Raw genomic sequence first — 21,310 nt, forward strand, 5'->3', positions numbered from 1 at the left:
AATGGCCGCGACGGTGCACCAGATCAAGCCCGGTACCTACAATCCCGAACTCGACGACGCCGAGCGCGCCTCCCGGGACGAGATCACGGCGCTGCAGACCAAGCGGCTGGCGTGGTCGCTGAAGCATGCCTACGACAACGTCGCGCACTATAGGTCCGCGTTCGACGCCAAGGGCGTACATCCGTCGGACTTCCGCCAGCTCTCTGATCTGTCGAAGTTTCCGTTCACGGTGAAGACGGATCTGCGCGACAACTACCCGTTCAAGATGTTCGCGGTGCCGCGCGAGAACCTGGTGCGGGTCCACGCCTCGTCCGGCACCACCGGCAAGCCGATCGTGGTCGGCTACACCGCGAACGACATCGACACCTGGGCGACCGTGATGGCGCGCTCGCTGCGCGCCGCCGGGGCGCGGCGCGGCATGATCATTCACAATTCTTACGGCTACGGCCTGTTCACCGGCGGCCTCGGCGCGCATTACGGCGGCGAGAAACTCGGCTGCACCGTGGTCCCCGTCTCCGGCGGCATGACCGAGCGGCAGGTGCAGCTGATCAACGACTTCCGGCCCGATATCATCACCGTGACGCCGAGCTACATGCTGGCGATCCTCGACGAATTCAAACGCCAGGGCCTCGACCCGCGGGCGTCATCGCTGAAATATGGCGTGTTCGGCGCCGAGCCGTGGACCAACGCGATGCGCGCCGAGATCGAGCAGGCGTTCGACATGGACGCCACCGACATCTACGGTCTGTCGGAAGTGATCGGCCCCGGCGTCGCGCAGGAATGCGTCGAGACCAAGGACGGCCTGCACATCTGGGAGGATCACTTCTACCCCGAGGTGATCGATCCCGAGACCGGCGAGGTGCTGCCCGATGGCGAGAAGGGCGAATTGGTGTTCACCTCGCTGACCAAGGAAGCCTTCCCCGTCGTCCGCTATCGCACTCGCGACCTGACGCGCCTCTTGCCCGGCACCGCGCGGCCCGGGATGCGACGGATGGAAAAGATAACCGGCCGCTCCGACGACATGATCATCCTGCGTGGCGTCAACGTGTTTCCGACCCAGATCGAGGAAGTGCTGCTCGGCACCGATTGGTGCGGCGGCCATTTCATCATCGAGCTGACCCGCGAAGGGCGGATGGACGAGATGACGGTACTGGCCGAAGCCCGCGCCGAGAGCTGGGACGGCGCCGGCCTCGTCCCGCACGCCGAACGCGTCGCCGCCTACATCAAGAACACGATCGGGATTTCGACCACAATCAAAGTCGTGCCGCCCGACACGCTGGAACGCTCGCTCGGCAAGGCCCGGCGGGTGTTCGACAAGCGGCCGAAGGGTTAGTCGGCGCCGCGCAGTCGCGAGGCCGCCAGCAGCACCAGGCCGGCACCGGCGACCGACCAGCACGCCACCGGCGCCCATTGCAGCAGCGGCGCGTAGTCCGGCAGCTTCTGCATCCCGCCGGCCACCGCCGCCATCCGCGCGAACGTCGCCAGCGCCAGCGCGGAGAAAACCAGGCCTGCGAGCTTGCCCTCGGCGCCGGTGCGGCCGATCGCGAGCGCGGCCGACACCGCGCTCATCAGCATGCAGCCCCACGCTGCGCCGGCGACGAATTGCGCAGCGATCAGTACGGTGAGCGAGCCGGCCAGTTCGGCGATGCCGACAGCTATCGCGCCGATCAGGCCGGCGACGCCCATCACGATCAGTCCGCCGCGATGCTTAACCACGAGGCTGGCCGGAAACAGCGCGAGGTTGAAGCCGATCCAGAACACCGGCATCAGCCATTGCAGATCGTCAGGCTCTGCGAAGCGCGAAAACAGATTGGCGCTGTTGATGCTGAAATGAAGCTGATAGCCGAGCGCAAGGATCAGCATCCCGGCGACGAACAGCGCCGGCACCTTGCCGAGCGGTTTGGCGACTGCGCGCGGCGGCGCTGGCGCGCGCCGCCCGGCGAGATCACGTTCGACCTTGATCAGCACCAGCGTGGTGAGCACCAGCACCACGCTGGAGATCATGAACGGCAGCAGCGGATCGACGCCTCTTAGCACCACACCGAGATACGGCGACACCGCGCCGGCGAGGCCGTAGCCGAGCATGGTCAGCGCCGACAGGAACGGCAGCGACGGCCGCGCGCCGTATTTGCCGAACAGCGTCAGCGGCGGCGCACGCAGCACCGAGGAGCTCGCGGCCCACACCACGATCAGCGCGATCAACGCCGTTTGGGCGCCAGGCCCCTGCCCGGCCACCAGCGGCATGGCGGCAAAGGCGGCGCAGGACAGCGCCGCGACGATCGCAACGAAGATGCCGAGCCGGCCGACCAGTGCCGACACCCGGTCGGCGGCGATCCCCATCGCGGTGTCGGTGAGGGTGAAGATCGCCTGGTCGAGCATCAGGATCAGGATCACCGCGGCGGGCGCGATCCCGACCTCGGCGGCCAGCTTCGGCAGATAGATCACGTAGGTGGTCCACAGCAGCGTGAACAGCAATTGCAGCAACGCCACATAGACTCCGGCACGGGTGACGCCGCCGGCTGGCTTCGCCTCGACCTCGTCGTTCGCCAGATCGGTCATGAGCCCCCTTTGCGTCGTACCTCTGAGCCGCGCGCCGCTACAGCGCCTTGCGGAAGGTGAGATTGATCCGCTGCCGACCGAGCAGCGGATGCTCGCCGTCCTTGAGCGTCAGCACGCCATGATACACCAGCCGTGACGGCCCGCCCCACACGAACACATCGCCGTGACGGAGCTCGTAGCGCCGCGGCTTGTCGCTGCGGGCCATGCCGCCGAACTGAAACGTCGCCGGCAGACCGAGCGACACCGACACGATCGGCGCCGAGAAATCGACTTCGTCCTTGTCCTGATGTAGCGCCATCTTGGCGCCGGGGACATAGCGGTTGATCAGGCAGGCGTCGGGATCGAAGCCGGCAAAGCCGGCCTCGGCGGCGGCGCGCTGCGCCAGATCGCGCAGCACCGCGGGCATCTCCGGCCACGGCGCCGCGCTGTCCGGATCGTTCGGTGAATAGCGATAGCCGCGGCGGTCGGTGACCCAGCCTGCGCTGCCGCAGCTCGTCATTGCCACGCTCATGGTGTGGCCGCCCGGCGTCATCATGTGGCGGAACGGCGCGCGCGCGACGACGGCGTCGATCGCGGCGAGCACGTCATCCTCGTTGTCGCAGGCAAAGCCGCGCAGCAATGCCGCACCGGGCGCGATGTCCTCGCGGCGCGGCAGCGGCGGATCGAGACTGTCGAACAGATCCGCCATCACGCGCTGCTCCCCTTCACATTGCCGCCGAACTGCCAGTCCGCCGTCTCCACCGCAAGATCGATGAAGGCGCGCACCTTGGCGGAGAGCAGCCGCGCGGTCGGATACACCATCGTGATCGGCAGCGGCGGCACCTCGTAGTCGGCGAGCACGATCTGCAGCCGCCCTGCCGCGATCGCGTCGGCGGCCTGATAGGCCAGCACGCGTGCGAGCCCGCCGCCGCGTTCGGCATCGAGAATTGCGACATCGGCGACGTTGCTGACGAGGCGCGGCACGCACGGCACCCGGACGTCACGGCCATCGACCACGAAGCGCCAGTCCACCGGCGCACCGGTCTGGCCGAAATGCACGATGTCGTGGGCAGCGATCTCGGCGGGGGTCGCCGGTACGCCGCGCGCCGCCAGATAGTCCGGCGACGCCACCACGATCCGCCGCATCGCACCGAGCTGCCGCGCCACCAGACTGGAATCCGACAGGTGCCCGATCCGGACCGCGCAATCGACGCCGTCTTCAACCAGACTGATCATCAGATCGGACAGCCGCAGTTCGCCGGTCACCTCCGGATAGCGCCGCAGATAGTCCGACAGCAGCGGCGCGACATAGCGCCGGCCGAAGCCGACCGGCGCCGACACCACCAACCGGCCCGACGGCGTGACGCGCTCGGCCGCCGCCGAGGCGTCGGCCTCTTCGAGATCGGCGAGAATCCGCCGCACCCGCTCCAGATAGCGCGCGCCCGTGTCGGTGAGCGCGACCGAGCGCGTCGTCCGCTGCAGCAGCCGGGTGCCGAGCCGCTGCTCCAGCGCGGCAACCAGCCGCGTCACCGCCGACGGCGACATCCCGAGTTTGCGAGCAGCCGGCGCAAAGCCCTGCAGCTCGGCAACGGCGACGAAGGCGCTCATGGTGTCCAGACGATCCATGGCACTATTTCAAATGGCGCAACAATGAAGTGTCAAATCAACTGATTGTTCCACGCGACACAAATAACGATTTATCCGGGAGACATCGAGCAGGAGGCTCCCATGACCGAAGCCCAGCAAATCTCCAGCGACATCGCCTTCACCCCGGCCGTCAAGGCGATCCAGGCGCGCAAGGGATCGCGCGAGTCCTACGCCCGCGTCGAACGCAACGGCGGCTGGGCAACCACGATCGACGATGGCCTCGCCGCTTTCCTCGGCGCCCAGACCAGCGTGCTGCTCGCCACCGCCAGCGACGACGGGCAGCCCTATATCCAGCATCGCGGCGGGCCGGCCGGCTTCCTGCATGTGCTCGACCCGCACACCATCGGCTTCGCCGACTTCAAGGGCAATCAGCAGTTCATCACCCAGGGCAATCTCGCCGAGAACCCGAAAGCCTATCTGTTCGTGATCGATTACGCGCACCGCCGGCGTATCAAGATCTGGGGACGCGCCAAGGTGGTCGAAGACGATCCAGAGCTGATCGCCCGGCTGATGCCGAAGGGCTACAAGGCCCGCCCCGAACAGGCGATCCTGTTCGAGGTCGCGGCTTGGGACAGCAACTGCCCGCAGCACATCCCGCAGAAGTTCGATGCGGCCGATGTCGCCGCTGCGATCACCACCCGCGACATCCGGATCGCCGAACTTGAGGCGCTGCTCGAAGCCGCCACCCAGGCGCAAAAATAATCGACACGTTCGTGGGGCCCGCGCCGGCCGCCGGTTTCCCCTGCGACCGGCGCGGGATAAGAGTGGGCGATGAGCGCCCTCGCCCCGATCGATGCAAACCCTTGCCAGAGCTGCGGCGCCTGCTGCGGCTATTCAGAGAACTGGCCGCGCTTCACGATCGAGGATGATTCCGCGCTCGACGCCATTCCAGCCGCACTGGTCAATGCGCGGCAATCGGGGATGCGCTGCGAGGCCGATCGCTGCGCCGCGCTGAGCGGAACGATCGGGCAAGCGACCGCGTGCACGATCTACGCCTTACGCCCTGAGGTTTGCCGCGACTGCCAGCCCGGCGACCCGGAATGCGCCATGGCGCGGCGCAAGTTCCGGCTGCCGCCGCTGCCGACCACTCTGGCCGAGGACGAGGCCGATCAGTGGGCGGCGTCCGGACCTTCGCCTTCGCCGAGTTCCAACTCCGACTCCTGATCGAGCGGTGCGAAGCTGGCGAGCGGTGCGGTCGACAGCGTGATCGCCTTGCGCTGCGAGTAACTGCTGATCGCCGGCCGGCGCGTTTCATGCGCCAAGGCGTACAGCACGGAACCGGCGCGCCCGCCGGCCTGGATCAGATCGCGCTCGTCGCAGCTCGCCGCCACGGCCAGGGCCAGCGGCTGCAGGTGAGCGCGGCGGTAGCAGAACAGCGCCAGCATCGCCCGGACGTCGCCCGACACGCTGTCGACGAGTTGCGGCAATCCATTCTCGTTGGCGCGATACATCTGGCCCAGCAGTTCCTCACGGACCGGGCAAGCGTCGTTCTCGAAGGCTTCACGGCTGGACCACATCGGCGTTCTCCCGAACAGGTGACGATCGCGAAGATGCGGCCGATTTTGTTAATGAGCTCTTAACTACACAACCTGATACCAGTACCAGCCCCTGCGTCCAGAGCATGGAACTAAACCTCGATCACGTTTTGCGACCACGGTGGTTTTCGTCGTGACGCCGCCATTTAATGGGTTAATGATCAAGGTGCCGCCTTCAAGCGGCTTGCGGTTCAGTACGTTGATTCATCTGGCTTGATGGAGAGTACCATGACTGATCCGGTCACGTTGTTCCCCGATCTGATCCAGCCGGCGGCCAAAACTTACGCCCCGATGGGGATTAAATTCTGGGAGAGTGAGGAGACTGTCCTCGATAACATGAAGGAATTCGCCGACGGCTGGTTCGAACGTCGGCGGATTGGAACCCGCGCCGCCCTCGAGACGGCCCGGCGGATCGGCGAAGCGAGCAGCCCTTTCGACGCCTTTCGTGAGTATCAGGATTGGTTGGGCGGTGCGATGGCGCGATTGCTCGAAGACGGCATGGCGTTCCAGCAGCAATTCATGAAGACGAACGCCAAACTGGCCCCGCATCCGCCGCAACGCGAGGAACCAGCCGAGGCTGGCACCATACCGGAGTCGCGGCTGAGCGCGTGAACTCCAATCGCGACCGGGCTGAGCGCCGCACGCGGCCAACCGGGACGATCCTCATCAAGCGATCGCCGGTCATCACAGGGTCGGCGACAGTTCGAGCGGGTCGACCACAGACAGGCTGAGTTCGACCCGATTGCGACCATTGAGTTTGGCGCGATATAGCGCGTTGTCGGCGCGCGCGACGAGGGTTTCGGCGTTGTCGCCCGGAAGCACCTGGGCAACGCCGAAACTGGCGGTGACGGTACCGACCTGTTCAAAGATCGTATGCGAGACCAGAAGCCGCAGTTTCTTGGCAGTTTCATAGGCTGCCTGGGCATCGGTGTCGGCGAGCAGCAGGGCGAATTCCTCACCGCCCCAACGAACCAGCAGATCAGAGCGCCGCACGCTGGCCGCCACCGTCTGCGACAGCCGGATCAAAACCTGATCGCCCATCGGGTGACCGTAGACGTCGTTGACCTCTTTGAAGTAATCGATATCGAAAATGATCAGCGAGAACACTTGGCCGCTGCGCTCCGAACGTGCCAGTTCGCTGTCCAGCCGCTCGTTGAATGTCATGCGATTGAACAAACCGGTGAGCGCGTCCGTCGCGGCCTGACGCGCAAGATCCCGCGACCGGAGTTGCAGTTCCTCATGGAGCTGGCGCTGCAGTCGGTCGCGCACGCCGCTGTCGAGCCCGAAGAAATAAAATAGCACCGCGATCGCGACCTGCAGCGTGATGAAGATACCGAGCAGGCGACTCGCCATAATGCCCCGCACCGGAGCTGCTACAACCAAGGACGCCTGAGTGTCGGCGATCCGCTGGCGCAGTACGTAGCTGCGTCGCCCGCCGAAATCCATCCAGCCGCCGCCGAACACTTCGCGTGGAAGCATCGTGGGCCGTTGTGGTTCACTGAGCTGTTCGGCAAGACGGAGCAGAGGCAGGTCCGGGCGGGGCCACAACGTCCGCAGAAACTCGTCGCTTCGGTTGGTGATGATGACCACGCCGTTCCGATCGAGAACGAAGAACGCCTGATCGAATCGGGTCATCGTCGCCGCCAGATCCTCGAGCGAAACCTCCAGCACTGCAACGCCCTCGATGGTGTCTTCGGCGGAGCGGATCGGATAAGCTGTCAGATACGTCCTGAGGCGTTCAGGCGCGTCGACACGGAATTCCCGAGCCGCGCGACCTTCGATCGCCTGGACGAACCACCCCACCGCACTCAGGTTCGACTGACCGAGCCAGCCCTTCGCGGCACTGTTCGACGACAGCACGACATTGCCGGAACGGTCGACGATGGAGGCGCGCACCGGACGAAGCGCGCCGACTTCGAGATCGAGCAGTTCGCGCATCGCTTCCGGCCCGCCGCTCCTGCCTTTGCCGAGCAGCGGTTGCACCGATGGCGAGTTTGCGAGCACTTTGACCAACGCATCGGCGATGGCGATCTCACGCTCGACGCTGCCGACCAACAGCACCGCGTCGCCGGCCACCTCACTTTCAGTGTCCTGACGGTGGATCTCGCCGAGATAGTTGGTCAGCACCCAGCCCAGCAGCAGAACACCCAGCAAGCTCGTCAGCACGCCGATGAATTGCCGCTTCAGATGCCGCGAGTAGCCCGGATAGTCGAGCGTCTGCATCACCCGGCGGCCCCAGGCCGTCCAGGCCAGCGCCGCCAGCATTACCGCGAGCAGCCCGCGCACGAGCTGGATCGGAACGCCCGTGAGCCGCTGGAAGTTTTCCTGATTGACGATGTCGGCCGGCCAGAACGGCGCCGGCGCGACGATCACCCCGGCCGCCAGACCATAGCCGATGAAGCCGGCTGCAACCGCGGCCATCAGCCATCGCCCGGACTCCGGGTAATCGGCACGAAGCGAGTACAGCGCAAAGCCGACCGCGATCGCTCCCGGGGCGGCGAGCAGATAACGTGCGACCGCCTTGGCGGACCACACGCCGTCCAGCACGCCAACCGCAACAATCACCAGCAGGACCGGAATGAAGATCCACGGCCCGGGCACCGGCAGACCACGCGACTGCAAGCCTTGCCGGCCAGCCTCGGCCAACAGCACGAACGACGCCGTCATCAGCACCCCGCGCGCGAGCAGAAACTCGCTGGCATCGCCGGCCAGCAGAGCGCTCATATCGAGCCATTCGCTGGCGCCGTGGACACATCCGAACAGCCCAGTCAGACGGATCAGAGGACGGTGATCGTCGTCGAGCCTGCGCGCGAATGCCAAACACAACGCACCCAGCAGCATGAATGCCAGCCCGTAGAAGAAGAAGATGAAGTCGAGCTGGGATTCGAGATAACGTGCCATGAGATCTGGACTTGCCGCTCCTTCCGCCACGGCTTCGCGCGGCCAACCTCGCCTGTTGATTGACGCGAAACTAGTCGATCGCACGTCATGCAGCGGTTAATGCGCCACCGCGTACAACTACGTGCGCGACCAAACAGCCCAGCGATCGTGGCGCTATTGAAGATGATCGTAAGCTTTCCGTGGACAACAAGCCGCAAAACTACGGCGAAACCCACCACAGGTTGCAGCAACCACCGAAATAACCCGCAATGCAGCGGTGTATCCGGCTGGACGCGCGCGATCAGAAGCCGACGATCAAAGGTTGGCGGCGAGCACGATCGACAGACCGAAACCGGTCAGATGATGCAGCGCCTGGTCGGTTCCAATGAGCCACCAGAACCAGATATCCTGATTAGTCACGTCGAAGGTCGCGACGATAAAGCCCTTAAGGCGATCGATGGCGAGGTGAATCAGGAAATCGATCGGGCCGATGAACCAGAACTGCGGCGCCAGGATCAGCATCAGCAGCGTCGTCATCACCAGGTGCACGCTGCAATGCGCAAGCAACGGCAGCGCCCAGCCAGTCTTGGCGTCCTTGCCCATCGCCATCCACTTGTTCTGGAAAATGAAGTCCGCGAACACATGTTTGACGGTGAGGAGCAGCATCCAATAGATCAGCGCTCCGACGGCAATCGACGACGACAGATCGGGAAGGATCAAGCTCGCACCTTCGCTTCGGCTCGGCAGGCAGTGAAGGCGACGACAGCCGGCTTGCGGCCATTCGATCGTCCGACGTCCCGCACGAACGCATCGCAACGACGCCGGCCGGGATCGGCCAGCGCGTTTTTATGACATTTCCGGCGACCGAATGCACGCGGCGGACGGTGCGCCTGGTTGCCGAGCCTGTGAACTTCCCACGCCGCACCCGTCGCACACGACGATACCGGCAAGCCCTGCACGGCGACTCTCACGACGCCGCCGCCTGCGTCGCTGCGGCTCCGGACCGCGCCCGAATTGCGTCGATCGCGCGCTTCAGCTTGGTCTGCTTGCGTTCCGGCAGGGCGGCAGCGCGCGCATCCGCGATCGCCTGGGTCAACTCGGGCAGCTCCAAGCTGCCGTTGAGCGCCGGCTTCACCAAGGAATCGATGATCAGCGTCCAGTTCGCCATGCCATAGCGATAGCCGTCGCCATAGCCGCGAACCATGGTGGCGCTTTCGATCACGGCGAAGGCCGCTTCCGGACGAACGGCCAGGCTGCGGTCGATCATGTGCAGCCAGCGCTCGACCCATCTGCTTTCCTGGGCGTAACGGATCGACAGCAGCCGCCAACGCCGCAGCCAGGAGATGATCCGCAGCTTACGGGTGCCGAGCCATCCGGCGGCGTTGAAGCGCATCTTCACCGGCATGTGCTGCCAGCCTAGATAGTCCAGCACCTTGAGCGTCGGAGCGGCCACCACCACCGGCAGCGCCGCCACCACCTCGTCGATGCGGAAACGACATCTGCGGTCGATCCGCGGCTTCGCCCGGCCAGCAGGAGCGCTCGCCGCCTCCTGCAGCGTGAGCTGCGCAATCCGGATCGGGTCCTCGTAGGCCATCCGCATCGCCAGCAGCTCGGCGATCCGCAGCAACATCACGTCGTCGATGTCGCGGCGACCGACGAACCGCAACAACCGGTCGAGATACAACCGCGCGTAGCGGCGGCCCTGGTAGATCACCAGCCGCGCGGCCGCCTCCTCCAGGGCCTGCGCCACCGGTTGCGACACCTGAGCCGGGGCCGTCAGCACTACCACGCGATCGTTCTCGCCGAGCATTTCAGCGAGCGTGACACGAAGCGCGTCGATATAATCGGCCACGTCGACGTCCTCAGCCGGTTCGGCCGACGACGTCGGTCCGCGGCGGCTGCGTGGTCTCGGCCAGCCTCGCCTGCAGTGACTCGATGTTCTCGAACAGCCGGGCACTGGCGAGCCGCAGGAAGTAGAAGCCGAATTCCGGATTCTGCACGTACAGCTCTTCGACCTGGCGATAGCTCACGCTCAGCACCATCCCTGATTCGACGCATTCCAGCGTCTGCGTTCTGGTGTGGGTCGGCGACAGCATCCCGAGCTCGCCGACGATCGCGCCGATCGGCAGCTCGATGCCGGATTCGACCAGCCGAAACCGGCCGCTGACGATGTAGAACATCTCCTCGGCCCGCTCGTCCTTGTAGAACAGTTCCTCACCGGCGACGCAGTTGCGTTTGGTCATGAACGGCTTCAGCCAATCCATCGACAGGTCGCTGCTGACCGATTTCTTCACATCGCGCACGAGCTGCAGCATCTGGTGCAGACGCCAGGCGTTGAGCGGCAGCAGCACCGCATGCAGCGCGAGTGTCGCGTAGTTATGAGTCGGGATCGACACTGCGATCAGCAGCGCATTGGTGAGGATGCCGAACACCCGCAGGGGAATCATCGTCCGCATCGTGGCGGTGGCGAGCACGAAGATGGTCGCGAACACGCTGCTCGCCATGCCGGCATTCTGGGCGATGAGAGACATATCCATGTGGGACCCACCGTTGCTTGCGATCGAAGGCGACGAATCCAGCGGACACGGCCGAGGCACTGCTGCGAGCCGTCGCCGGACGCCGCGGAGCGTTACACGCTGGTGCGGACGGAATTATAAACCAGCCGCAGCGACTTACGCGAGCCGTGCTGTCCTTGCCAAGCACCGGCGAGTTGACGGCCAACCGCTCGCCGGGCAGTTTGCCCCGCCGCTTTCCCCGTCCGCCGCCGCCCCCGCTGCGGCCTTTTGCAGGGTCGGCGCCCGATCCGGCAGCCGCCCGCTTCAATCTCAGGAGATTTTGCCGATGACCGACAGCGAACCCGCGAGCCCGCCGGTGCTGACCGTCGACGGTGCGCGCGCCACCATCCGGCTGAACCGACCCAAGCATCTCAATCGGCTGCAGCCGGACGATCTCGCCGTCCTGCTCGATCAGTTCGCACGAATCGACGCCGATCCCGCGGTGCGAGTGCTGGTACTCACCGGCACCGGGCGGGCATTCTCGGCCGGCTTCGATCTCGGCGAGGTCGCCGAGCGCGCCACAGCCGAGGTCGAGGCCGAATCCCCGGGGTCGGCGTTCGAGGTCGTGGTCAACCGGCTGGAGGATCTGCGGGTGCCGACGATCTGCCGGCTCAACGGCGGCGTCTATGGCGGCTCGACCGATCTGGCGCTCGCCTGCGATTTCCGCATCGGCGTCGACACCGCAGAGATGTTCATGCCGGCGGCAAGGCTCGGGCTGCATTACTATCCGGGCGGCATCAAGCGTTACGTCTCCCGCCTCGGCATCGACAATGCCAAGCGGCTGTTCCTCACCGCGCAGCGGATCGACTCCGCCGAGATGCTGCGGATCGGTTATCTCACCGCGATGGTACCGATGGACCGGCTCGACCGCGAAGTCGACGCCTTGGCGACGACGCTGGCCGGCAACGCGCCGAACGCGGTCGCCGGCATGAAGCGCGCCATCAACGAATTCGCCCGCGCCGCCTTCGACGAAAAAGCCGCCGACACCCGCGCCCGCGCCTCGATGCGCAGCGACGAGATCAAGGAAGGCATCGCGGCGTTTACGGAAAAGCGCGCGCCGAGGTTTTGAAGGCCACGCATCGCAGCCTCTCCGTCTTCATTCCGGGGCGCGAAGCCTATCCGCGAGTCATTCCGGGGCGCCGCGAAGCGGCGAACCCGGAATCTCCGGCGCTGTGCAAACATCAGATTCCGGGTTCGCGCAAACGCGCGCCCCGGAATGACTCGTTGAGAAGCCGTTACTTGTCCACGAACGTCGCGACCTCGCCGAGTGCGGCACGGTTGGTACGATACGAGTTCGCCTTGTGGTCGGGATCGGCGTAGCCGAACGAGATGCCGCAGACGACGCGGCGGTCGTCGCCGAGGCCGAAGTGGTTGCGGACCACACCGGCGTGAAACGCCAGCGCGGCCTGCGGCACCGTGGCGACGCCGAGCGCCTGGGCGGCGAGCATGAACGAGGTGACATAGCCGCCGCAATCGACCGCGCCATAGACGCCGAGCGCCTCGTCGGTGGTGATGATCGCCACATGCGGCGCGCCGAAGAAGTTGAAATTCTGCAGCGCCTGCTGGGCGGCCGCGGCCTTGTCGCCGCGGGCGATACCGACCGCGTTGTAGAGCTGGAAGCCGCTCTCGCGGCGGCGATCGAGATAGACCCCGCGATACTCGCGCGGAAACTCGAAATCGCCCGACATCGGCGCGCCGCCGGCGGCAGCCGGATAGATCACCTCGCGAAACTTCGCCGTCGCAGCGCCCGAAGTGATCACCACCTGCCACGGCTGGCTGTTGCACCACGACGCGGTCTTCTGCGCCGCGCCGAGGATGCGCTCGATGGTTTCGCGCGGCACCGGATCGGCTTTGAACGCCCGGCAGGAATAGCGCGCGGCCATCAGCTGTTCGAGGACGTCGATCGGAGCGGTGGTCGTGGGCGCGTCGGTCATGATGGCCTCATTCCTGAATGGTCGTCATTCCGGGGCGCTCACGAAGTGAGCGAACCCGGAATCTGCAACGCGCGGGGCGCAGGCTCGAGTGCAAACAAGCTCGGGATTCCGGATTCGCGAGCTCTCGCTCGCGCCCCGGAATGACGGCCCGTGGTTGATGATCGCCTCACCGCCCCTTGGTCGGGATTTTGTTGAACGGTACGTCCTTGTCGACCCGGATGTCACCAGGCAGGCCGAGGACGCGTTCGGCGATGATGTTGCGCAGGATCTCGTCGGTGCCGCCGGCGATGCGCATTGAGGGCGAACCGAGCAGCATCGCCTGGAAGCTGCCGCCGGCTTCGGCCTCGGCCGGATCGGTGAACACGCCCGCCGCGCCTTCCAGATCCATCGCGAACGCCGCGATGTCCTGCAGCATCGGGCCGGCGACCAGCTTGCCGATCGAGTTCTCTGGTCCAGGGCGCTGGCCCTTGGACAGCGCCGAGATTGAGCGATACGAGGTGTACTTCAGGCCGCTGGCCTTCACCGCCCAGTTCGCCAGCTTGCTGCGCACCGCCGGATCGTCGATCGCCGAGCCGTTCTCCGTCACCAGATCGTTGCAGAACGCGAAGATTTCCGGGAAGCCGGTGGCAAGCCGCGCGCCGATCGACATGCGCTCGTTCATCAGCGTGGTCAGCGACACGTTCCAGCCGTCGCCGACTTCGCCGAGCCGCTGGCTGTCCGGAATCCGCACGTTGGTGAAGAACACCTCGTTGAATTCCTGCATGCCGTTGGCCTGCTTGATCGGCTTCACCTCGACGCCGGGGCTCTTCATGTCCAGGAAGAACATGGTGAGGCCCTTGTGCTTCGGCACATTGGGATCGGTACGGGTGATCAGCAGGCCGTAGTCCGAGTAGTGCGCGCCGGAGGTCCAGATCTTCTGGCCGTTGATGATCCAGTCGTCGCCGTCCTTCTCGGCGCGGGTGCGCAGACCCGCGACGTCGGAGCCGCCGGCCGGCTCGGAGAACAGCTGGCACCAGATCTCTTCGCCGGAGGCGAGCTTCGGCAAATAGCGGCGCTTATGCTCCTCGGCACCGTAGGCCATCACGGTCGGGCCGCACATGCCCTCGCCGATCTGGAACGGCTGGGTGAGCTTGCCGTAGACGCCCTCTTCCTGCTGCCAGATCACCTTCTCGATCGGGGTAGCGCCGCGGCCGCCATATTCGCTCGGCCAAGTCAGGCAGGCCCAGCCGCCCTCGGCCTTCTTCTTCTGCCACGCCTTGCCGACTTCGACGATGTCGGCGTTCTTCAGGCTGATGCGGCCGAGACCGGACTTGGTCAGTTCCTGTTCGTACTGCTTCGGCGCGTTGGCATCGATCCACGCGCGAGCCTTGGCGCGGAACTCGGCTTCCTGCGGGGTATCGTCGAAATTCATCTCAGCCTCTCGTCACTTTGTTCTTGTCTCGGCCCCTCAGGATCAGGAGCGCGCAGCGCGCGCGTCGCGAACCATGAGACTAGTTTCGTTCGCAATTCGTAGGATGGGTTGAGCTGTCGCGAAACCCATCAATCACTTGCTGCTGGCCGATGGGTTTCGCTGCGCTCAACCCATCCTACAATCTTGTTACGCCCGCCCCTTGGTCGGGATCTGGTTGAACGGCACGTCCTTGTCGACGCGGATGTCGCCGGGCAGGCCGAGCACGCGTTCGGCGATGATGTTACGCAGAATCTCGTCGGTGCCGCCTTCGACCCGGGTCGCCGGTGAACGCAGCAGCATCGCCTGGAAACGGCCGGCGACTTCGGCATCCTCCGACCCGCTGAGTACGCCGGCGGCGCCCTGCAGATCGAGCGCGTACATCGCAACTTCCTGGATCATGCTGCCCGCGACCAGCTTGCCGATCGAGTTCTCCGGGCCCGGACGCTGGCCCTTCGACAGCGCCGAGATCGACCGGAACGAGGTGTAGCGCAGGCCGCTGGCCTTCACCGCCCAGTTCGCCAGCTTGCTCCGCACCGCGCGGTCGTCGAGCGCCGGCGTGCCGTCGAGCGTCAGCGACGAACAATAATCGAACAGCTCCGGGAAACCGGTCGCGACGTTGGCGCCGATCGACATGCGCTCGTTCATCAGCGTCGTCAGCGACACGTTCCAGCCGTCGCCGACCGCGCCGAGGCGCTGGCTGTCCGGAATCCGCACGTTGGTGAAGTACACCTCGTTGAAGTCGGAATTGCCGTTGGCCTGCTTGATCGGCCGCACCTCGACGCCGGGGCTCTTCATGTCGAGGAAGAACATCGTCAGACCCTTGTGCTTGGGCACGGTCGGGTCGGTGCGGGTTATCAGGATGCCGTAATCCGAGTAGTGCGCGCCCGAGGTCCAGATCTTCTGGCCGTTGATGACCCAGTCGTCGCCATCCTTCTCGGCGCGGGTGCGCAGACCCGCGACGTCGGAGCCGCCGGCGGGTTCGGAGAACAGCTGGCACCACACCTTTTCGCCGGAGCCGAGCGGCGGCAGGTAGTGCCGCTTCTGCTCTTCCGAGGCGTAGGCCATCATGGTCGGCCCGCACATGCCCTGGCCGATGATGAACATCGCCGTCAGCTTGCCGAACACGCCCTCTTCCTGCTGCCAGATCACGCGCTCGATCGGCGACGCGCCGCGGCCGCCATATTCCTTCGGCCAGTGCGGCACGGCCCAGCCGGCATCGGCCTTCTTCTTCTGCCAGGCCTTGGCGACCTCGAGAATATTGGCGCCCTTCAGCACGACACGGCCGAGCGACGCCTTGCGCAGCTCGTCCTCGTATTGCTTCGGCGCGTTGGCGTCGATCCAGGCGCGCGCTTTGGCGCGGAATTCGGCTTCCTGCGGAGTATCGTCGAAGTTCATGGCACACCTGCTATCGATGCGTTCAATTTTTCCGTCATTGCGAGGAGCGAAGCGACGAAGCAATCCAGCTCAGTGCACGGAGCCTCTGGATTGCTTCGCTGCGCTCGCAATGACGGTTGGGCATTCACCGTCGCGCGTTACGCCGCGTTCTTCTGGCGCATCCGGTCGATCAGCTGATCTTCCCAATACGATTGGCTGCCGAGGCTGAGCGCCAGCGCGTTGGCGCGGCGATAGTACAGATGGCAGTCGAACTCCCAGGTGAAGCCCATGCCGCCGTGCACCTGGATGTTCTGCTTGGCGCAGTGCTGGAACGCCTGAGTGGCGCTGATCCGCGCCGAGGCCGCGGCCTCCGGCAGCTCGGCGGCGTCGGTCGAGAGCGCCCACGCACCGTAGTAGGAGTTCGAGCGCGCCAGCGTCGCCGAGACGTACATGTCGGCGAGGATGTGCTTGATCGCCTGGAACGATCCGATCTGCCGGCCAAAGGCGATGCGGTCGAGCGCGTAGTCGCGGCCCATCTCCAGCGCGCGGTCGGCGCCGCCGACCTGTTCGAACGCGATCAGCACCGCGGCGCGGTCCATCACGCGCGACAGGATGCTCCAGCCTTCATTGGCCGCACCGAGCGGCTCGGCCTTGGCGCCGGCAAACGTCAGCTCGGCCTGCTGCCGCGACGGATCGACGTTCTGCAACGCCTTGGCGGTGACGCCGCCGGCCTTCAGATCGACCAGGAACAGCGACACATCGGTCTCGCGGCCGCTGTTGCCGGTGCGCGCCGCGACGATCGCGAAGTCGGCGATCGCGCCGTCGGCGACCGGCTTCTTGGTGCCGGTGAGCGTGCCGTTCGACACCGCGAGCTTGACGGCTGCCGGCGACGGATTGCCGGTGCCTTCGAACAGCGCCAGCGTGCCGATCGCTTCCCCTGAGGAAATCTTCGGCAGCCACTTCTGCTTCTGCTCTTCCGAACCGGCCAGTAGCAGCGCTTCGGCGGCCAGATACACGGTCGACGAGAACGGCACCGGCGCCAGCACGCGGCCGAGCTCCTCGGCGATCACGCAAAGTTCGAGGTGCCCCGCACCGGTCCCGCCGTATTCCTCCGGAATCGCCACGCCGAGGAAGCCCATCTCGGCGAGCCCCTTCCACAGGTCGCGGTCGTAATCCGCCTTGCCTTCGAGCACGGCACGCACCGCCTTCGGCTGGCACTTCTCGGCAAGAAACCGCCGCGCCTGATCGCGCAGTTGCTTCTGATCGTCGGAGAAATCGAAATTCATGGGCGGAGTCCCGTTGTTGTTAGGTGTTGGTCTTGAATGTTGTCGCCGTCATTCCGAGGCTCGCCGGCAGGCGAGAACCCGGAATCTCGAGATTCCGGGTTCGCGCTGCGCGCGCCCCGGAATGACGGAGAGTTAAGTTCGCATCGCTCACTGCAGCACCATCACGTCCGAGTCGGGGTGTTCGGCGTACAGCCGCTCAACCAGGGCGGCGCGGCGTTCGAGGCCGGCGCGCTGGTTGATGTAGCCCTTGTCGGTGAGTTCGTTGCCGTCGATCGACGGCGGTTCGACCATCAGCATGGCGCGTGCGATCCGCATCGAGCTGGCGCCCTCGACCTCGCGGTTGTGCTTCTCGAGGCCGGCACGCAGCGCGGCGAGTACCGCCGGATGCTTGACCACATCCTCGAAGCTCGCATTCGGATCGCCGATCATCACCCGGCAGGCGTTGAGATTGGGCCACGCCAGCAGCGCGATGTAAGCGCGGTCCTGTCCGGCCACCAGCGCGTCCTGGATCACAGGGCTTGCGGCAGCGATCGAGTCGGTGCGCACCGTGCTGACGTGAACGAAGGTGCCGGTCATCAGCTTGAAGTCTTCGGCGACCCGGCCGGCGAAGATGATGCCCTTCACCGGATCGTTCGGATCGACGAACACGCCGGCGTCACCGATCTTGTAGAAGCCTTCTTCGTCGAACGCCTTCTCGGTCAGATCCGGCTGTCCGTAATAGCCGGGCATCACGTTGATGCCGCGCAGCCGCAGTTCGTACTTGTCGCCGACCGGCAGCATCTTCAGTTCGACGCCGGGGAAAGGCAGCCCGATCAGGCCGACGCGCTCGGTGTCCCAATAGGTGCCGGTCGAAGTCGGCGAGGTCTCGGTCGAACCCCAGCCGGTGTAGAAAACCAGCCGATGCCCGGTCGCGCGCACCGCCAGCGCCTGCATCCGCTCGTACAGATCGTCGGGCAACCGCGCGCCGCCGTAGGCCATCAGCTGCATGTCCTTGAAGAACGACCGGCACAGCGCGTCGTCCTTCTCCATCGCGCTGGCGAGCGCCGCGTAGCCGGCCGGCACGTTGGCGTAGTAGGTCGGGGAGATCTCGCGCAGGTTGCGCAGCGTCTCTTCGATCTGGCCCGGCACCGGGCGGCCGTCGTCGATGTACAGCGTGCCGCCTTCGATCAAGAGCGGATTGAACGCAGCGTTGCCGCCCATGGTGTGGTTCCACGGCATCCAGTCGAGCTGCACCGGCGGCGGACCGTTGGGATCGCGCGGCCGCACCTGCATCATCATCGCGGCGTTGGCGCACATCATGCGCTGGGTGTTGATCACCGCCTTCGGCATCCCGGTCGAGCCGGAGGTGAACAGGAACTTGGCAACGGTGTCCGGCGTGATCTTCGCGATCGAGGCTTCGACATCGGGCGTCACCTTGGTGGCCGCCATCTCGTCGAACGACAGGCTGGGGATGCCGTCGGCGGTCCCCTCGACGTGAATCACCGTGACACCGGTCAGACCCAGCGCATGCAGCGCCTTGGTGAACGGCGCGCCGTTCTGCACCATCACCGCCGCCGGCTTCACCAGATCGAACAGATACTTCAGCTTGAGGTGATCGTGGCTCATCAGCGAATACGCCGGCGACACCGGCGCGGTCGGAATCCGCGCCTGCATCGCCGCCATCATCATGAGCGCGAATTCGATCGAATTGCCGGACAGCACCGTCAGCGGCCGACCTTCCGGCAGCTTCAGGTCGAGCAGCGCCTGGGTCAGCGAGTCGACGATGCGCTTGGCCTCGCCGTAGCTGACCTTGCGCCACTGCCGATCCGGCCCCTTGCGCTGCGCCAGCCAGATGTGGTCGGGGCGCTGTTTGGCCCACTTGGCCAGCGCCATCGGCAGATTTGGATCGTGGTCCATCAGCGGGAAGCGCGATTTCATCACGATGACGCCGCCCTCGCGACGATCGACCTCGATCTCGCGCGGCAGCCAGTTCACCTTGCGGAAGGGCGGCTTGGTCAGCACCGCGGCTGCGCTGGCAGTCATGTCTTCGTCTCCCGTCTTTTCGGCCTCTTGCCGGGCCGACGTTATCTGGTCAGCGATTGCCGTAGACCGGCTTGCGCTTCTCGAGGAACGCGGCAACGCCTTCCTTGAAATCCTCCGAGCGCGAACACAGCACCTGATTGCGATCTTCCATCGCGATCACCTGCTCGATCGAACCGGCGTCCACCGCCATGTTGAGGCATTCCTTCGACAGCCGCAAACCGACCGGCGACGCTGCCATCATCGCATCGACGAACGGCTGCGCCGCGGCTTCGAGCTGATCGTCTTCCACCAGTTCGGAAACGAGCCCGGTCATCAGCGCTCGTTCAGCGCCGATGAAGCGGCCGGTGAGAATCAGTTCTGACGCCACCGAGACGCCGACGAGGCGCGGCAAAAAGTAGCTGGTACCGATGTCGCAGCCGCCAAGGCCGAGCTTGATGAACGCGCAGTTCATTCGCGCGCTGCGTCCGGCGATGCGGACGTCGGAAGCCAGCGCCAGCGCAAAGCCGCCGCCGGCGGCGGCGCCGCGGATCAGCGTAATGATCGGCTGCGGGCAGCGGCGCATCAGCATCACGATGTCGGCGATCCGGCGCTGCGAATCCAGCGACTCGGTGACGCCGGGTGCGGCGTTCTCGCCGGCGCGGCGCGCCATCGCATGTTTGAGATCGAGGCCCGCGCAGAAATTGGCGCCGGCGCCTTTGAGCACCACGACGCGGGTCTTGCGGTCGCGCTGCAACCGGCCGAAGTAATCGTTGAGCGCGTCGATCAGGCTGGGATCGAGAGCATTGAGGCTGTCCGGCCGATTGAGCGTCACCCAATCGACCCCGTCACGATGATCGACCAGCAAGGCCTCGGTCACGCCGTCACTCCCGTCAGTTCTTGTTCTTATACGCCGCTGCCGCGACGTTTAGTCGGATCGCCGTTCCGGCGATAGTCGCTCCCCTCCCAAATACAGGGAAAGAAACAGTCCTGCGCGCTTCGAATTCCGCCGCGCGAGAGATCGTCAATATCTGGCGAACTACACGCGGCGGAGAACGAAGACTCACCCTCTCCCGAAACAGAGAGGGTGAGAAGTGCGCGTTTAGCGCGGCGCCATGCGGATGGCGCCGTCGAGACGAATGGTCTCGCCGTTCAGCATCGGGTTCTCGACGATCTGCACCGCGAGCGAGGCGTATTCCGACGGATCGCCGAGGCGGGCCGGATGCGGCACCTGGGCGCCGAGGCTCTTGCGGGCGTCTTCCGACAGACCCATCAGCAGCGGGGTGAGGAACAGGCCCGGCGCGATGGTCATGACGCGGATGTTCATCGAGGCGAGGTCGCGCGCCACCGGCAGGGTCATGCCGACGATGCCGCCCTTGGAGGCCGAGTAAGCGGCCTGGCCGATCTGGCCGTCGAACGCCGCCACCGAGGCGGTGTTGATGCAGACGCCGCGCTCTTCGCCGATGGTCGGCGCGCTCTGCATGCGCTCGGCGACGAGACGGATGCAGTTGAAGCTGCCGATCAGGTTGACGTTGATGATGCGCGAGAAGTGATCGAGCGGATAGGCGCCGTTCTTGCTGACGGTCTTCACCGCGCCGCCGATACCGGCACAGTTCACCAGCACGCGGACGATACCGTGCGCGGCTTCAGCCTTGGCGATCGCCTCCTTGACCGGGGCTTCCTGCGACACGTCGCCGACGCAGGCGACGCCGCCGATCTCGGCCGCAACCTTTTCGGCATTGTCCTTGTTCATGTCGAGGACGGCGACCTTGGCGCCCTTGGCGGCCATCGCCCGCGCGGTCGCGGCGCCGAGCCCCGAACCACCGCCGGTGATGAGAACGGAGACGTCTTTCAACTGCATTGGATATCCCTTTCCTTGGGCGCTTTCTTGAAGCCTTGTCTCGAACGCCACCGCACGCCGCTCTCGTGAGCGGCCGAGCCGACGACGTCCCGGGTGGTTATTGCGCTGTTGGTCCGGGCCTTCAACGGGCCCCTTGGGCGTTTCCCCGATCATAGCATCCGGCAAAAGGTCGCGACATGGGCCGCGGCCGATCCGGTTCGAGGTCTCTCCTTGGGTGGCGTTTCGTTGAGCTCGCGTTCCGACAGATTGCTT

At 65.5% G+C, this 21,310-nt stretch carries 20 protein-coding genes; 5 read left to right on the forward strand and 15 right to left on the reverse strand.

Annotated features, from left to right (window positions below; translation table 11 throughout):
- Position 1 precedes the first annotated feature (1 nt).
- Positions 2-1,333, forward strand: a complete 1,332-nt coding sequence (gene paaK / locus DY468_RS18695) for a phenylacetate--CoA ligase PaaK (RefSeq protein WP_164606287.1) — start codon at positions 2-4, stop codon at positions 1,331-1,333.
- Here paaK and DY468_RS18700 read toward each other — a convergent pair.
- The 3 genes from DY468_RS18700 to DY468_RS18710 are packed head-to-tail and all read right to left on the reverse strand — an operon-like array spanning position 1,330 to position 4,164.
- Complete coding sequence (locus tag DY468_RS18700) at positions 1,330-2,559, reverse strand: MFS transporter (protein ID WP_164606288.1); 1,230 nt, start codon at positions 2,557-2,559, stop codon at positions 1,330-1,332. The genes paaK and DY468_RS18700 overlap by 4 nt on opposite strands.
- Positions 2,560-2,596: 37 nt before the next feature.
- Entirely contained in the window at positions 2,597-3,247 is a 651-nt protein-coding gene (gene alkB / locus DY468_RS18705) for a DNA oxidative demethylase AlkB (RefSeq protein ID WP_205512525.1), read from the reverse strand.
- A complete protein-coding gene (locus DY468_RS18710) occupies positions 3,247-4,164 on the reverse strand; it encodes a LysR family transcriptional regulator (RefSeq protein ID WP_164606290.1) in 918 nt (305 codons plus the stop codon). Before DY468_RS18710 ends, alkB begins: the two co-directional genes overlap by 1 nt.
- 102 nt (positions 4,165-4,266) lie before the next feature.
- On the opposite strand from DY468_RS18710, the gene DY468_RS18715 reads away from it, so the two are divergent.
- Together DY468_RS18715 and DY468_RS18720 are read left to right on the forward strand one after the other, a co-directional pair.
- Positions 4,267-4,887 (forward strand): pyridoxamine 5'-phosphate oxidase family protein, encoded by a 621-nt coding sequence (locus DY468_RS18715; protein ID WP_164606291.1) that lies wholly within the window; start codon positions 4,267-4,269, stop codon positions 4,885-4,887.
- A 69-nt stretch (positions 4,888-4,956) separates the two neighbouring features.
- Positions 4,957-5,349 carry a YkgJ family cysteine cluster protein gene (locus DY468_RS18720; RefSeq protein WP_164606292.1) on the forward strand — a complete coding sequence of 131 codons (393 nt, stop codon included), beginning with the start codon at positions 4,957-4,959 and terminating at the stop codon, positions 5,347-5,349.
- Here DY468_RS18720 and DY468_RS18725 read toward each other — a convergent pair.
- Positions 5,295-5,702, reverse strand: coding sequence for a hypothetical protein (locus DY468_RS18725; protein ID WP_164606293.1), 408 nt, complete (start codon positions 5,700-5,702; stop codon positions 5,295-5,297). The two genes, DY468_RS18720 and DY468_RS18725, sit on opposite strands and share 55 nt — an antisense overlap.
- A gap of 246 nt (positions 5,703-5,948) precedes the next feature.
- Between DY468_RS18725 and DY468_RS18730 the strand changes: the two genes are divergently transcribed.
- Entirely contained in the window at positions 5,949-6,332 is a 384-nt protein-coding gene (locus DY468_RS18730) for a hypothetical protein (RefSeq protein ID WP_164606294.1), read from the forward strand.
- A 72-nt stretch (positions 6,333-6,404) separates the two neighbouring features.
- Here DY468_RS18730 and DY468_RS18735 read toward each other — a convergent pair whose 3' ends face one another.
- The 4 genes from DY468_RS18735 to DY468_RS18750 all read right to left on the reverse strand — a co-directional run bounded on the left by DY468_RS18735 (position 6,405) and on the right by DY468_RS18750 (position 11,137).
- Positions 6,405-8,621 carry a sensor domain-containing diguanylate cyclase gene (locus DY468_RS18735; protein ID WP_164606295.1) on the reverse strand — a complete coding sequence of 739 codons (2,217 nt, stop codon included), beginning with the start codon at positions 8,619-8,621 and terminating at the stop codon, positions 6,405-6,407.
- A gap of 294 nt (positions 8,622-8,915) precedes the next feature.
- Complete coding sequence (locus tag DY468_RS18740) at positions 8,916-9,320, reverse strand: DUF3307 domain-containing protein (RefSeq protein WP_164606296.1); 405 nt, start codon at positions 9,318-9,320, stop codon at positions 8,916-8,918.
- A gap of 247 nt (positions 9,321-9,567) precedes the next feature.
- Positions 9,568-10,452: a DUF6537 domain-containing protein gene (locus tag DY468_RS18745; protein WP_164606297.1), complete on the reverse strand. Its 885-nt coding sequence runs from the start codon at positions 10,450-10,452 to the stop codon at positions 9,568-9,570.
- Positions 10,453-10,462: 10 nt separating this feature from the next.
- Positions 10,463-11,137, reverse strand: a complete 675-nt coding sequence (locus tag DY468_RS18750; RefSeq protein WP_164606298.1) for a Crp/Fnr family transcriptional regulator — start codon at positions 11,135-11,137, stop codon at positions 10,463-10,465.
- Between the two features lie 304 nt (positions 11,138-11,441).
- Between DY468_RS18750 and DY468_RS18755 the strand changes: the two genes are divergently transcribed.
- Positions 11,442-12,224 (forward strand): enoyl-CoA hydratase/isomerase family protein, encoded by a 783-nt coding sequence (locus DY468_RS18755; RefSeq protein ID WP_164606299.1) that lies wholly within the window; start codon positions 11,442-11,444, stop codon positions 12,222-12,224.
- A 166-nt stretch (positions 12,225-12,390) separates the two neighbouring features.
- Here the strand turns inward: DY468_RS18755 and DY468_RS18760 are convergent, their stop codons facing one another.
- From DY468_RS18760 to DY468_RS18790, 7 genes are all read right to left on the reverse strand, one after another.
- Positions 12,391-13,089: a nitroreductase gene (locus tag DY468_RS18760; protein ID WP_164606300.1), complete on the reverse strand. Its 699-nt coding sequence runs from the start codon at positions 13,087-13,089 to the stop codon at positions 12,391-12,393.
- Positions 13,090-13,255: 166 nt separating this feature from the next.
- On the reverse strand, positions 13,256-14,500 hold the full coding sequence (locus tag DY468_RS18765) for an acyl-CoA dehydrogenase (RefSeq protein WP_164606301.1): 1,245 nt from the start codon (positions 14,498-14,500) through the stop codon (positions 13,256-13,258).
- A gap of 186 nt (positions 14,501-14,686) precedes the next feature.
- Complete coding sequence (locus DY468_RS18770) at positions 14,687-15,934, reverse strand: acyl-CoA dehydrogenase (RefSeq protein WP_164606302.1); 1,248 nt, start codon at positions 15,932-15,934, stop codon at positions 14,687-14,689.
- Between the two features lie 137 nt (positions 15,935-16,071).
- A complete protein-coding gene (locus DY468_RS18775; RefSeq protein WP_164606303.1) occupies positions 16,072-17,199 on the reverse strand; it encodes an acyl-CoA dehydrogenase family protein in 1,128 nt (375 codons plus the stop codon).
- A gap of 147 nt (positions 17,200-17,346) precedes the next feature.
- A complete protein-coding gene (locus tag DY468_RS18780; RefSeq protein ID WP_164606304.1) occupies positions 17,347-19,221 on the reverse strand; it encodes an AMP-binding protein in 1,875 nt (624 codons plus the stop codon).
- 49 nt (positions 19,222-19,270) lie between these two features.
- Positions 19,271-20,077: an enoyl-CoA hydratase/isomerase family protein gene (locus tag DY468_RS18785; protein WP_164606305.1), complete on the reverse strand. Its 807-nt coding sequence runs from the start codon at positions 20,075-20,077 to the stop codon at positions 19,271-19,273.
- 222 nt (positions 20,078-20,299) lie between these two features.
- A complete protein-coding gene (locus DY468_RS18790; protein ID WP_013503496.1) occupies positions 20,300-21,058 on the reverse strand; it encodes an SDR family NAD(P)-dependent oxidoreductase in 759 nt (252 codons plus the stop codon).
- Between the last annotated feature and the right edge of the window lie 252 nt (positions 21,059-21,310).

It is taken from the genome of Rhodopseudomonas sp. BR0M22, assembly GCF_010907035.1.
In the GTDB taxonomy this organism is placed as follows: domain Bacteria; phylum Pseudomonadota; class Alphaproteobacteria; order Rhizobiales; family Xanthobacteraceae; genus Rhodopseudomonas.